Origin of the sequence: Pseudoalteromonas ostreae (genome assembly GCF_018069805.1) — a bacterium.
Classification (GTDB): domain Bacteria; phylum Pseudomonadota; class Gammaproteobacteria; order Enterobacterales; family Alteromonadaceae; genus Pseudoalteromonas; species Pseudoalteromonas ostreae.
Genome location: NZ_JAGPYN010000006.1, coordinates 1 through 14224 on the forward strand (window position 1 = coordinate 1; position 14224 = coordinate 14224).

Sequence of the window (14224 nt, forward strand, 5' to 3'; positions counted from 1 at the left end):
GCACTTCAATTTACGCCGAGATAGAAGCACAAAGTCTCTATGTAATTCATAACATTCAGTAGCTAAATCATTTAACATTTTAAGCTTATCATCAACATGTTGAGGCCAGTCATCAGTTCCACGGTATGCATTTGGAATACATGTCAATATTGGACCTGAGCCAATAAAATGAGAACCACATGCTAGCTCATAAACAAACTTACGACATTTAGACCAAAGCTCTTTTTTTGGAGTTTCTAGTGCGGCATCTAAGAACTCTTTTTCTGCGGTATTCCATGTGTTCACAAATATATCTAATTGAGTCGTACCGTTTTCGTGGTAAGAATTACCAAAATCATGATCTCTAAGCAATTCAATTGATAAGGAGTCTGATGGGAAAACTGATAGAAATTCTTTGAACAAATCCCTATCCACTTCATTTAAGGCTTCTAATTCTTTTTGCTCTGTAACAGCCGTTTTGTATAAAAAGTAACGATTCACAATATTATGCACCAAGCCCAAAACCATAAGGCTTGTTCCTATAATGTAATCAGGTGAATCCGATTGAAGCTCTGCTAACGTGAAATATTGACCTGAATTTAAGTTAATAGTATCAACGAGCCAATTATAAAATAATTGTTTCAATACAACAGGTGTTAATAAGATGGTTCCACCAACTGAAATAACAAACCAAGTTATTTTGTTTGATAGATCAGGAAACAGCCATCTTTTGCCAATTTTAATCAGGAATTCTTTTACTTCTATTTGATTAAACACCGAAACTCCATTTTGATAGTGCTAACAATTTAATAGTGCGCTCATCGCGCATATTTCTACCGACGCTACGCTCATTTTTCTACATTATATAGTTTTAACAAATTACCTAAGGTATTACAATCACTAAGTTTTCTAACTATTTTAGGTAAAGTTAAATTAACCAATATGCGCGCGGCGCTCATTTTCATGAATATATGCGCAAAGAGCAGTTTAACAAATCAATTAACTACGATATTTAGCCAATCTCAATGACCGCTTCTCGCTCCAAGCAGAAGTTCGCTTTAGTGGCATCAAGAGCTACTAAGCTGCAGCTAAAATCTCACTCAAAGCATGGTAAAGGTTTTTCAAACTGCTCTCTTCTTAACAATTGTGAGCTGAGATGGCTTTCCTGTACAAATCTTAATAATGTTTAATTATAAGAAGCTTTATAAGCGATAAATTTTGGGTTTTGAAATTAACTACTTTATTAATTAGAGTTTTAAATTCTTAGCCTAATTACTTTAAGTATTTTCAAAAACTCACCCTTATCAAAATTAATGACGAGGTGGCAATCAATAAACCTCCATTTATTAGCTCGTACGAAATTCTATCTAAAGTGGTGCTACCTACTCCTAATAAAAGGCTGTTATATAAAATTATTTAATGGTTTATCACACAAAAACTGTGTGTATATTTTGTGTATTTTTGTGAAAAAGCACTGAAAACATAAAATATACAATTAAGCCAAACAGCCCGTATTTACTGGTGTGTAGAGCTTGTGTATTTTGTAGAGTGTTATAGGGGGTTGTAGATGTGAAAAAACCGCTGAAAGCTACGTATTTACTAGCTTTCAGCGGTTTTAAAGTGGTGGAGCTGGGGGGATTTGAACCCCCGTCCGAAAAGCCTCGACCGTCGGTACTACATGTTTAGTATTGTCATTTAATTAACCTTTAAGTCCCGGACAAACACGGTAAATAAAGGCGAGGCCGCTTAGTTTTAGCGCTTCAACCCCGGCCAGGGTTTCCGTCGCGATCAGGTGTTAGGGTGACACTCCAAAATCCAGTCCACAAGAATACATGGAAGGAGCGCTAGCTAGCCTAAGCTGCTAGAGAGTAGTTATCGTCGTTTGCGATTACTTTAAATTGCGGCTTTTTTACGAGGCAAACCGCACCTCGACATGCACCTTGGGCTTCTTGAATTCCGTCGAATCCTAATCAGCCCCTGAATTAGTAAACTCATTCAGAGCGTGCAAGCAGTATAACTGAGTAACACGCTGATACTCAAGGGTCTTTGCCAGTTTATTTTTATTCGTTATTTAACCGCGCAATTATTGACCAAGCAAATGTTAATTCACAAGCCTGGAGGATACAAACAGGAACATTTACTTAACATATGCTGAAAGTTGTGTTCAAATAGCTGCTGTTTTGAAAATACCGAATTTAGTATTAGCTAAACAACAACCAATAAAAATAATAAGAACAGGCATATTACATAGGAAATCTATAAATGTCGTTGTTTACACATGACTCTACTACGGGTTTTGTGTCACTGCTTGATCACCCTAAAAATAGTGGTTTTCCAGTGACAAGCTCGCAACTCATTGAGTTGATTGAGCAGTCCCAATTTGCTGAATTTGAGATAATAAGTGCTAATATTGGTAAACTCTTCTCGCCAACTAAAGACTATCAAGCTGACTCTTTGATCATTGCGCGTGCTCTTGATGCATCGATGTTAATTCACGTTGATGAAAAAAACATGGTTGCAGAAGCCAGCCTTACCACAGCTAAAGGTGGAGCGCTGATGTCTATTGAAAAAGCCCGTGCAGCATTGGTTGATGCCGGTGTTTTGCAAGGAGTTAGTTCCCGTGCATTGGATAATTTTTTAGGCCAACAATTTGCGCAGCCTGCTGGCGGCTCTTATAAAGCCATTGTTGCCCATGGTCGTAGACCAAAAGAAGGCAGCGACGCTAAATTTGTACGTTTGTGCGCTACAGCACAAGATCGTGTATTGAGCCCACAAGCAAAAGAAGGTGGGAAGGTCGATATGCGCAATTTAGGCGCGATCATCACTGTAAAACCGGGCACTCCTCTAATGCAGCGTGTTGCTGCTACTCCTGGGGAAGATGGTTATACGGTATTTGGTGATGTACTGCCCGCCATACCAGGTAAGGATCTACCATTACAACCATTTGAAGGCACTAAACTCGATCCAACTAATCCCAATGTACTGATTGCAGATTGTAAAGGTGTGCCTGTCGCCCTCCCTCGTGGCATGCGCGTTGATGACGTGTTGTGTTTTGATAATGTTGATATTGGCACCGGTCATGTTGATTTTGACGGCAGCGTAATTATCAGTGGCGATATAAAAGATGGTATGCACGTGCGTGCCAGTGGTGATATCACAGTATTAGGATTTGTTGAATCAGGCCAGATCGAAAGTGCCAGTGCGGTTACAATTATGCTCGGTGCAATTGGTCGAAAGCGTGAAAATGACGAAGCGTTTACTTGCAAAATTAAAGCCGCTCGGACTATTTCAATTGGCTATGCCCAATATTGCCATATCCAAAGTGAGCAAGACTTATGTATTGAACGCCAAGCATTACATTGTGACTTGAGTGCTCGTCGGTTAATTCGAGTTGGCAAAGCTAATGATCCACGCGGTAAAATTATTGGCGGCAATATTTTAGATGCCATGCGAATTGAAACCGGAGAGCTAGGTGCCCCATCGGGCACAAAAACCCGAGTTTTCATCGCGCAGTATTGGCATGACTTGAGACAAAAACAATTGCAAATTGCCGATTTTGAAAAACTGTTAGCCACTAAATCCGCAGCATTAAAGCAAGCACGTAAAAAAGCAGTTAAAATTCCAGCATCAGCAAAACGACAATTATTTTTAGATAAGATTGGGGCAAGTGAGCAACAAATCGATATACGTATCGCAAACACTAAACGTAAAAAGTATTTAGTTAAGCAAAGGATCGCGCAACTTTTAGCAACAAGTCGCTTAAAAATTAATGAGTTAATGCATCCTGGTGTGGAGCTTAAAATCGCAAAAGATTCAAAACATTTTTCGCGTATTTATCCGCCCCACTCAGTGAAAATGAGCGAAGGTAAAATTACTCAGTCGTTTTAGCGGCTGAGTCTTCGCTTTGGGCACATGGCTCTATGTCTTCAGGCACTTCTTCGGCCAGCGGCCAGCCACCTAGTTGCTGCCAGCGATTAACTATTAAGCAATATAGCTCTGCGGTGCGTTCGGTATCATACAATGCTGAATGCGCTTGTTTGTTGTCAAATTCAATTCCCGCTGCACGGCATGCTTTTGCCAGTACCGTTTGGCCAAGCGCTAAGCCCGCCAAAGAGGTCGTATCAAAGCTTACAAAAGGATGAAATGGTGTGCGCTTGATATTATTACGTTCGATAGCTGCATTTAAAAAACCGTGATCAAACGCGGCATTATGAGCAACAACCACAGAACGCTGACACCCCGCTGCTTTTTGCGCTTTGCGTACCACTTTACAAATCTCTTTGATCGCTTCCTCTTCAGATACTGCGCCACGTAATGGTGAGAAAGGGTCGATACCATTAAAATCAATGGCTGCTTGTTCAATGTTTGCGCCTTCAAATGGCTCAACATGAAAATGCACAGTATGATCAATACTGAGTAAGCCTTCTTCATCCATTTTTAATACTGACACCGCAATTTCTAACAGTGCATCGGTTACTTTATTAAAGCCTGCAGTTTCAACATCAATAACCACCGGGAAAAAGCCACGAAAGCGTTTTGCGAAAAGAGTTTGTTCAGTATTTGCCATAGTATTCTTGGTTTGCCAGAGTAAGCTGGCTATTATGTCAAAAATCATGGTGGCTAGGCTAGCGCTTTACAGATTAAATTAACACTTACATTTAGGCACATAACTTGCTTTACTTAACTAGAACTTAGAGCTAGCTAACGACACCTTGATGGATGTTAGCCTCTGTAAACGCAGCTTTAGCCAAGATATTGGCGTAATATATTGTTGGAGATCCCGTAATGAAGCTTTCAATGCTGTTTATCAGTCTAAGCATTGCAACTGCATGCCTTTCAGATACGGCCAGCGCTGCAATACGCCAGTACACAGCCACAGCAGATAACTCACAATGGCAAGTTGTAACAACAACTCGCTTACAATGCCAATTAAATCATGAAGTTCCATATTATGGTGAAGCTATTTTCAGCGCTACAGCGAGCAAAAATAAAGATCTGCTATTTAACTTAGATATGGTTGTCCGCCCTGATAATTACAGTATTGCGGGTTTAAAAGCAGTCCCGCCGATCTGGCGAGCTGGTTTACCCGCACGTGATATTGCTGATATGAAATTACTACGAAAATTTGACGGCGAACTGGGTAACAAAACGGCATGGGAAATGTTGACCGAGCTTGAAAAAGGTTACCAACCCACTTTTTATTATCAAGACTGGCAAAATAGTGCCGATAAAATTGCCGTTGGCTTATCGAATATTAATTTTAAACAAGCCTATTGGGCATTTTTACAATGTCGCGATGAATTACTGCCATACAGTTTTGAAGATATTTCCTTCACGGTTATGAATTATCAACCAAATACCAGTAAGCTTACTAAATCATCGCAGCAACGCTTAGATAAAATTGCTGAGTATTTAAAATACGACACAACGATTGCGGCTATTTCGATTGACTCATACACAGATAGTTACGGTGGTCGTTGGAACAATCTAGAGCTGTCTAAAAAACGAGCCCAAGCGATCAAAGAATATATGGTGAGTCTAGGAGTTGATGAAACTAAAGTTGAAACGCAAGGCTTTGGTGAAAAACGTCACGTAGCGACTAACGATAATATTTTGGGCCGCGATAAAAACCGCCGCTTAGTGATACAAATTGAGAAAATGTAGCTAAAAGAAGTAATGCCTTTTAGCTATATGACGACTGTTGTTAAGGGTTAAGCTTTTTAAACGTGGCTCTTTTTTTCAACCAACCATCACCAAACTGAAACACCGCTAAGCTCAGTAATATAATGGCAGCGCCAATAAGTAATTGTTGATCAATTGCTTCATTATTTAACCAGCCCCCTAAGCCAATCGCAAAGCTTGGTGTGATCAAGGTGGTTAGCGCCACGGTACTAGCTGGTAATTTTTGTAACACATGAAAATAAGCAAGCGAACCAACCAATGAGCCAAACACGCCCAAATACACAATTGACCACAGTGATTTTACTGTCCACGTACTCGTATTGAGCTCACCATCGAACAACCACCAAGTAATAAAAAATAAGGGTGTAACAAATACTAATGCACCAAATGTGGTCGCCATTGGATGAATAGCAATTTTTATTCGCTTGATCATCACCCCACTTAAACTAAAAAAGCACACAGCCATAAATACGTAAGCTAAACCCTGCATTTGCATCAATGAGCCTTGCATGTGTTTTTCACTTACCAAAAATAACCCCAATAGCGCAAATGCTAACGCAATTAGTTTAACAACGCTGAATTTTGGCTCGTTGAGTAATCGCTGTGCTAATAAACCAGATAAAATTGGTGCCAGACCAAACATTAATGATATCAGCCCTGATGGAACTGTTTTAGCTGCCATATAACTCAACAGCATGCCACCATATATGCCGATACTCGAATAACCATACAAAAAACACGCACGACGGTGCCAAGGGACACGAATATTAGCAATCGCCACAACTAATGCAGCCAGCACTAATCCTATCGACATCCGTAACAATACCGCGAGCGTTGGTGTAACAGACTCACTGCTCCAAACAATTCCCAAAGGCGTTGTTGACCAAATTAAGACCATTAAAAAATATGATGCTTTAACGCTCACAAGCGGATCCTTTTAGCAAAGTGGCGATAACAAAGAGGAAGGAGATACAGCACTAACCGCTTTGAAATCGCGGTTAGTAAAAAACAACTTAACCGCAGCGCAGCAATGGGCGCACAACTGATAGATTCAGCCATGGGCGCATGGTTAGAGCTCGGTTAACTTGTTGCATATAAATAGTATTCTTAATAATAAAGTGAATTTATAGAAATAGCAGAACTGGTTAATAAGTCAACTGCTAGAGTGGTTTTTATACCAAAAACTGACTTCACAATGATGGCTTGTAAATCATAAGTTACATTTAATTTCTTTGATTTGTAACAAAACTATTTAAGTTTGTGCCAACTAGTTATATCTTGCCTGCCTCTCACGATGTTTCAGGGGCAAAAAATGCTTAAAAATAAAACAATAGGCAGCATGTTAATTGTTGCTGGTACCACTATCGGCGCAGGAATGTTGGCGCTACCAATCGCTTCTGCGGGGCTTGGCTTTACAACCGCATTAGCGTTAATTATTTCAACATGGGCGTTAATGACTTATACCGCGTTATTAATGCTTGAACTTCATCAACATGCCGATCGTGATGCCACGCTCAATACGTTAGCAAAATCATGGTTCGGTAAACGTGGACAATACGTCGCTAATTTTTCGGTGATGTTTTTATTCTATGCGCTGTGTGCAGCCTATATTGCAGGCGGAGGTGCACAGCTACAAGAAAAAATAAACAATGGTTTTAGTCTCGATATCGCTCCACAAGTCGGCTCAATCATTTTAGCTGTCGTAATAGGTACTGTTGTTACTTTAGGCACCAGTAAAGTCGATAAGCTAAACCGAGTACTATTTGGCGTCAAGGTTGTGGTATTAGCGAGTTTATTTTATATGTTAACCCCGTATGTTCATGGCCAACATTTACTCGAAATGCCCATTGAACAAGGCCTTATTTTATCAGCCATTCCGGTGGTATTTACCTCGTTTGGTTTTCATGGTTCTATTCCGTCTATTGTTAAATATGTGGGCCTTGATATTAAAACCTTACGCCGTGTAATGATCACCGGTGCCGCTCTGCCCTTAGTCATTTATATTTTTTGGCAATTAATAAGTCAAGGTATGATGAGCCAAGTAGAGCTACTTAAAAGCACTGGCTTACCTGGTTTTGTAGCAAGCATTGCCAGTATTGCTAACAACTCAGCAGTCGCTAGTGCGGTTAACCTATTTGCAGATTTAGCGCTCGCAACCTCATTTTTAGGAGTGAGCCTAGGGTTGTTTGATTTCTTTGCCGATACCTTTAAAAAAGGTGATGGTAATAAAGATAGGATCAAAACTGCACTCATCACTTTTATTCCACCATTAGGCTTTGCATTATTTTACCCACAAGGCTTTATTATGGCTTTAGGCTATGCGGCTATCGCTTTAGTGGTACTGGCTGTATTTTTACCTGTTGCGATGGTTTATAAGCAGCGTAGCAGCAACGATCATAATGGCTACACTGTGCGCTCTGGTAACATTGGCTTAGCGCTAGCCACACTTTGTGGCATGCTTATTATCGCTGCTCAGGGGCTACAAATGACTGGTTTGATCCCTGCAATTGGTTAATCTCACTTTAATACAAGAAAGGCACCTAAGGGTGCCTTTTCTATTGTTATCAATACAAACTAAAACAGCATTATGGGTAGGATTCAGCCCGTTCATTAAGTTTTTCAAACAAGCTTGATAATTCGCTCTCTGCAATCGGCGCACTATAATAATAGCCTTGCACGATAAAGCAGTTATTATTTTGTAAAAACTCCACTTGCTCTATAGTCTCAACACCTTCTGCGACAACATTTAATTTTAACTTTTGTGCCATCGCTATAATTGCCGCAGTGATCTCCATGTCATTTGGGTCATCAGGTATGTCTTTCACAAACGAGCGATCAACTTTTAAAATATCAACAGGGAAACGCTTTAAGTAACTCAATGATGAATAACCTGTACCAAAGTCATCAATAGAAATTGACACCCCAAGCGCTTTGAGCTGATGCAACTGTGCAATCGCCGCCTCTACATTCCCCATTAACATGCTTTCTGTCAATTCAAGGTGCAGGCATTTAGCTGGTACTCTGGTTTTTTTTATGATCGATGCTAGTAGAGGTACTAACTTAGCATCTTTGAACTGTCGTGCTGAAAGATTAATAGAAATATTATTCTCTCGCCCCTGCGCCGCTAATCGAGCGGCAAACTCGCAGGCCTCTTGTAATACCCAAACTCCTAACTCAACAATGAGACCGGTCGCTTCAGCAATTGGAATAAACTTGCTCGGAGGGATCATTCCCTCTGTTGGGTGGAACCAGCGGATCAAGGCTTCGTAACCCACCACATGTCTGGTGCGACTATCTACTTGCGGTTGGTAGTAAAGAGCAAACTGCTGCGCTTTAATGGCCAAACGTAGCTCATTTTCAATAAACAGCCGCTCATTCGCAGCGGCGTTCAGCTCTTGGCTATAAAAGTGGTAGGTATTACGTCCTTTTGCTTTTGCTTCATACATCGCTAAATCAGCATGTTTTAGTAGCTGATCTTCTTCTTTGCTATCATATGGGGCCATAGTAATACCAATACTAGCACTAATAATGACCTCGTTATTACCAAGCATTATTGGCACATTCAGGGTTTGTTGAATGGTATTCGCTACATCCATCGCATGCTCTTGGCGTTCAATTCCGCTTAATAGCACAGCAAATTCATCACCGCCTAAACGGGCAATTGTGTCTTCTGCGCGAAGTCGTTTTTTCAATCGGTTAGCGACTTCAACAAGCAGCTGATCACCTGCATCATGACCAAGCGTATCGTTAATACGCTTAAACTCGTCCAAATCAAAATAGAACAAGGCAAACGCATAATGGCCGCGCTCCGCAAGCGCCATGGATTTACGTAATTGCATTCTGAAGAAAGTACGATTAGCAAGCCCTGTTAAGGTGTCGAAATAAGCTAATTGCTCCATCTTTCGTTGGCTTTCTTTTACAAACGAAATATCTTGAGCAGAAGCAACATAACTGGTGATACAACCACCTTCTTCACGAATAGGTGAAATGCTGAGCGACACCCAGATTGGCTTTTTATCTAAACCTTGGAGTAAGGTATCGCCACGCCAATAATTTCGGCTGCGTAAATCAATATCAATGTCATCAACCAAAATAGCCATTTCTTTGGCGATAATGCTTAATAGCGGTGATTGCATAAAATGAGTCTCATCAAAGCCAGTCATTTCAAGCATTTTGGGATTCACGTATTCAATGACAAAGTTTTGATCGGTGATCACCACGCCTGTGCCTGAGAAAGCAACCGCTTTTGATAATCGATTAGCGGCTTTTTCGGCAATCTCTTTTTCTGTAATACGCTGATGCAGACCATCGATAAGCTTACGAATTTCAATCGCCATATCACGAAAAGAACCATTTAATGTACCGATTTCATCTTTATTTTCTTTTGGAAATTCAATTTGTAAGTGCCCCTTGCCAAAGCTGGTTACCGCATACACTAAAGAATGAATACGCCGCAATACCAGTTGATACAAGGCTTGATGTAATAACAGCGCCACTAAAATGGCATATAAAATAAACAACCCAAAAAACTTCACTTTAAGCTCTTCAAGTGCTGAAAGTGCTGATGAACGTTTTTTGTAAATGCCTATATACCAGTCTAAATGTTCAACTTTGCGAATATTAATGATGTGCGTTTCACCATCTTGTACAAAAGAATCTGCGTATTCTGGTAAATGCATTTTGATAGCTTGATTAAGCAGCTTTTGTAAATCACCATTGACAAAATCATCAGTGCGTAATGGTTTGCCTGCTTTACCATAGGTTTCGTAAAGGTATTTATTTAGATCTGGATGAGCAAGTAATTGCCCTTGGCTATCAAAAACAAATAAATGCTGTTCCTTATCACCGATAGGTAGTTGTGAAATAAGCGTATCGAGTGCTAAATCGCTGCCAGTAACACCTAAAAATTCATTTTCAAGATAAACTGGCACCAGCACACTCACTACCCATTTGTGCCAAATTTTATCATAATAAACTTTAGACCACACAGCCTCTCTGGTTGGATTAAGTGCTTCTTTTGCATAATTGAAACTTTGATTATCAATAAACTGATGAGAGCCTGCAACATTCAAGGCCCAATTAGGTGGTGCAATGCGGATAAAATTATCTGTAGTGATTAAATAAAAGTTAAAGAAATCTTGGATCAAGGTAGGCGCTACAATTTTCCATAATGATTCGGAATCATTAATGAGCTTTTTATAAAAAGGCGAATACTTATCTTGTGGCATAAAAGCCGCAGATAGACCATCATCAGAAGCACTGCGAATACTGCCATCGGGATCAAAGCTGAGCTGGGCACTTTGGCTACTGAGCAATTGCGAGGAATTATGAAATAATTGGCTAGAGACTACGTTATTCGCTTGCTCCGCAATATTAATTTTGGTTTTCACCAGAGCATTAAACTGACGGATAAGACGTTCACTGGAATGCTTGAGAACTTCATGTTCTTCAAATACCAATTGTTTTTCTTCTGATTTTAGCATCAATACTGCCGCACAGATCCCAGCAATTAAACAAATTGCCGAAATTAGTAACGAAAGTTTCATACTCAACGAATTTACACCAAAGCGTGATGGTGGGCGTCTATACACCACAGGACAACCTTATTTTTAATAATTATTTTTTATTTAAATTCACCTAAATAAATATACCAGATCCCTATTTAGATTTATAAATTTTTCGTTAAAATCGCTGAAATAACCCAATATCAAAAATAAACTACCTTTTAGCGGCGATAAAACCCGCTAGAGTGTTGACTTTATAGCCCACTCTCCATACATTAAGCTCATGAATATAATATTATCGCAATTGCATTTTTCGTTTTTTAGCTTCTTTAGATAGAAGAGGCTTATCTGTTTGCGAGATTAAATCAACCGAATAGCAAAGCCTCCCAACTGGGAGGCTTTTTTGTTTTTATTACCTAAGCATGCACCGTATAGGTAATTTTTGGAATGAGGAACCCAAAAATGACAAATGATGTACTAAATTCACTCAGACATGATATCAATGAAATTGATTCTGATCTATTAGTGCTATTAGCAAAACGTCGCCGTATTAGCCACGGCGTTGTAGAATATAAGATTGCTAATAATAAACCGATACGTGATGAGGCCCGTGAACTTGCCTTGTTAGAAAAACTCATCGGCTACGGTAAGTCACTCGGCCTCGATGCCTATTATGTGAATAATGTTTTTCAAACAATTTTAGAAGATTCAGTCCTTAACCAACAAGCCATGTTACAAAAAAACTTAAACCCTGATGCTATGAGTGAAACGCATCGCGTGGCTTATCTAGGTGGTCAAGGTTCTTACAGTCAGCTTGCTTGTCATAAATACTTTAGTCGTCGCCCTGGTAAACTTGTTGAAATGGGCTGCTCTAGCTTTGAGCAAATCACTGGTAAAGTTGAAAATGGTCAAGCTGATTTTGGCTTATTACCCATTGAAAACACCAGCTCTGGCAGTATTAACGAGGTGTTTGATTTATTGCAACACGCACAAGTATCTATCGTTGGTGAAGTAACCCACAGTGTTGAACATTGTTTACTCGTCACACCGGGTATTGAGCTTAGTCAACTCAATAAGATTTTTGCTCACCCGCAACCATTCGCTCAATGTAGTCGCTTTTTACAAGGCTTAGGCGATATTCAACATGAAACCTGCGATTCAACCTCAAGCGCTCTGCAATTAGCATTAGATACCCCTAATAGCGCAGCAATTGGTTCAGCCCAAGCGGGTAAAAATGTGGGTTTAGAAGTTATTAAATCAGGGCTTGCCAATCAACGTGAAAATCACAGCCGCTTTATTGTAGTTGCCCGTAAACCTCTTTATGTATCAAAACAGATCCCAACTAAAACCAGTTTAATTATGGCCACCAAGCAACAAGCTGGTTCGCTTGCTGATGCACTGATGATTTTTAAACACCATAATATCAACTTAGTAAAACTAGAATCACGCCCTGTGCCGGGTAACCCGTGGGAAGAAGTATTCTATGTTGATTTAGAAGCAAACCTTGCTGATAACCATGTTAAGCAAGCCTTAGAAGAGCTAAAAGAGCACACCCAATATGTACGCGTACTGGGCTGTTACCAAAGTGAATCGCTGCAAGCTGTTAGTATAGAAAGTTAACCGCTAAGGAAAATATAAAAAAGGGCTAAAATTAGCCCTTTTTTATTATCTGTTTTTCACACTGCGGTTATCAATCAAGTACTTTCGCATCATTAGCTTTGTTTAACAGGCTGCGGCTTTGTGTTAAAAAATGCGCAGTAGCATCTGAAAAATACGCTTTAGCATCCGCAAATGAATCTATTAAAGCGGCCTTATCACCCGCTTTTAATTTGGCCAAGGTACTTGCAAACGTGTCTTGATATTGCGCAAGTAATGACTCTACGTTATCAAATTGCGCTAGCATAATGTCAGAGTAAAGCTCTGGTGATTGTGCGAATAAGCGCCCTACCATCATCAACTCTAATTGGTAAATCGGTGACGAACAACTGCGGAGTTCTTCGAGGGTATGACCTTGTTTTGCTAAAAATTGGCCGTATACAAAAGTGGTTAAATGGCGCATAACCTGAATAATTTGCATGGCTTCATCGTGCTTTTGCGCATCGAGTTCAACAAGTTGGCAGCCCCACACTTGCAGTTGAGATAATAAACCTTGGGCAATCTCATGGTTACGGCCTTCGCAAACCACTACTGTTTGCTTTACCCAGTGAGAAATATCAGGACCAAACATTGGATGTAAACCGACTACAGGACCGCTATGCACTGCTTTTAATACTTTTAACGGCGCTTGCTTAACTGAAGTAATATCAACTAATAAACAATCATTATCGAGCTTAGGCAAGGCTGTGACCACTGTTTCTAAGGCATTAATAGGCACACTGATCATTACCAGTTTTGCTCCGGCTAATATTTCTTGCGCGTTACTTTGCTGATCTTTGTCGAGTATTCTGACTTCGTATCCTGAGCGAATAAATTGCTGAGCAAACAACTGCCCCATCGCACCTTGGCCACCCACAATCACAATCGGTGATAACTGTGGCGCGCTACATGCTAATTTAGCCTGTTGATTTTGGTATGCTTCACGCATCATGCGCCTTAGGATATCTTCGACTAGTTCAGGGTTTACCCCTTGATTTAGCGCTTCTTGGCGACGAGCTGCTAATAAAGTAGCTTCACGGTCAGGCGCATGCAGTGGCGCACCCGTTTGTTGTTTGATTACACCGATCTGTTCGGTAATACTATTACGTTTAGCCAAAAGGGCAACCAACTGAGCATCGCATTCATCAATGCCCTCTCTTAACTTATCTAATTTTTTTATATCCATCACGTGCCCCACCTAAACATGCAATTTTGTACATTTAAAATTACATAAAAGTAAACTAATCAATACAATAAATATTAACAGGATCAGTAAACTGTTAAAAGGCTAAATAAGCAAAAGAATGAGATTTGAGTTTTAACTACTAAGTCATAAGTTATAAATTGGCCGAGTTGTATTTGATTTATGAGTAATTCTTGGATGGGTATTTTTTTACTGGACTTCTCTGTGCTCTAATCAAGCT

At 40.0% G+C, this 14224-nt stretch carries 9 protein-coding genes and 1 other RNA gene; 4 read left to right on the top strand and 6 right to left on the bottom strand.

Going from position 1 to position 14224, the window contains the following annotated elements; all coding sequences use genetic code 11:
• Together J7338_RS06220 and ssrA are read right to left on the bottom strand one after the other, a co-directional pair.
• On the bottom strand, positions 1-756 hold a 756-nt coding region (locus J7338_RS06220; RefSeq protein WP_138621807.1), incomplete at its 3' end, for a hypothetical protein.
• Positions 757-1600: 844 nt separating this feature from the next.
• Positions 1601-1957: a transfer-messenger RNA gene (gene ssrA, locus J7338_RS06225) on the bottom strand.
• Between the two features lie 284 nt (positions 1958-2241).
• On the opposite strand from ssrA, the gene J7338_RS06230 reads away from it, so the two are divergent.
• Positions 2242-3867 (top strand): DUF342 domain-containing protein, encoded by a 1626-nt coding sequence (locus tag J7338_RS06230; protein ID WP_210796238.1) that lies wholly within the window; start codon positions 2242-2244, stop codon positions 3865-3867.
• On the opposite strand, the gene rnt is transcribed toward J7338_RS06230, so the two are convergent.
• Positions 3851-4546 carry a ribonuclease T gene (gene rnt / locus J7338_RS06235; protein ID WP_210796239.1) on the bottom strand — a complete coding sequence of 232 codons (696 nt, stop codon included), beginning with the start codon at positions 4544-4546 and terminating at the stop codon, positions 3851-3853. The two genes, J7338_RS06230 and rnt, sit on opposite strands and share 17 nt — an antisense overlap.
• 218 nt (positions 4547-4764) lie before the next feature.
• Here rnt and J7338_RS06240 point away from each other — a divergent pair, with 218 nt between their 5' ends.
• Positions 4765-5643 (top strand): flagellar protein MotY, encoded by an 879-nt coding sequence (locus J7338_RS06240; protein ID WP_210796240.1) that lies wholly within the window; start codon positions 4765-4767, stop codon positions 5641-5643.
• A 40-nt stretch (positions 5644-5683) separates the two neighbouring features.
• Here J7338_RS06240 and J7338_RS06245 read toward each other — a convergent pair whose 3' ends face one another.
• Positions 5684-6586, bottom strand: a complete 903-nt coding sequence (locus tag J7338_RS06245; RefSeq protein WP_145237168.1) for a DMT family transporter — start codon at positions 6584-6586, stop codon at positions 5684-5686.
• A gap of 387 nt (positions 6587-6973) precedes the next feature.
• Here J7338_RS06245 and J7338_RS06250 point away from each other — a divergent pair, with 387 nt between their 5' ends.
• A complete protein-coding gene (locus J7338_RS06250) occupies positions 6974-8176 on the top strand; it encodes an aromatic amino acid transport family protein (RefSeq protein WP_210796241.1) in 1203 nt (400 codons plus the stop codon).
• 70 nt (positions 8177-8246) lie between these two features.
• Here the strand turns inward: J7338_RS06250 and J7338_RS06255 are convergent, their stop codons facing one another.
• The gene (locus J7338_RS06255; RefSeq protein ID WP_210796242.1) at positions 8247-11255 is read right to left on the bottom strand and encodes a bifunctional diguanylate cyclase/phosphodiesterase; all 3009 of its coding nucleotides are present in this window, start codon (positions 11253-11255) and stop codon (positions 8247-8249) included.
• A 372-nt stretch (positions 11256-11627) separates the two neighbouring features.
• On the opposite strand from J7338_RS06255, the gene J7338_RS06260 reads away from it, so the two are divergent.
• A complete protein-coding gene (locus tag J7338_RS06260; protein ID WP_210796243.1) occupies positions 11628-12785 on the top strand; it encodes a chorismate mutase in 1158 nt (385 codons plus the stop codon).
• Positions 12786-12855: 70 nt separating this feature from the next.
• Here the strand turns inward: J7338_RS06260 and tyrA are convergent, their stop codons facing one another.
• Positions 12856-13986 carry a bifunctional chorismate mutase/prephenate dehydrogenase gene (gene tyrA, locus J7338_RS06265; RefSeq protein WP_215909023.1) on the bottom strand — a complete coding sequence of 377 codons (1131 nt, stop codon included), beginning with the start codon at positions 13984-13986 and terminating at the stop codon, positions 12856-12858.
• Positions 13987-14224 lie beyond the last annotated feature (238 nt).

What these genes read in the sequence shown, in the direction of transcription:
- tyrA (WP_215909023.1), bottom strand. Translation starts at nt 13,986, where the DNA reads ATGGATATAAAAAAATTAGATAAGTTAAGAGAGGGCATTGATGAATGC.
- J7338_RS06230 (WP_210796238.1), top strand. Translation starts at nt 2,242, where the DNA reads ATGTCGTTGTTTACACATGACTCTACTACGGGTTTTGTGTCACTGCTT.
- J7338_RS06240 (WP_210796240.1), top strand. Translation starts at nt 4,765, where the DNA reads ATGAAGCTTTCAATGCTGTTTATCAGTCTAAGCATTGCAACTGCATGC.
- J7338_RS06260 (WP_210796243.1), top strand. Translation starts at nt 11,628, where the DNA reads ATGACAAATGATGTACTAAATTCACTCAGACATGATATCAATGAAATT.
- J7338_RS06250 (WP_210796241.1), top strand. Translation starts at nt 6,974, where the DNA reads ATGCTTAAAAATAAAACAATAGGCAGCATGTTAATTGTTGCTGGTACC.
- rnt (WP_210796239.1), bottom strand. Translation starts at nt 4,546, where the DNA reads ATGGCAAATACTGAACAAACTCTTTTCGCAAAACGCTTTCGTGGCTTT.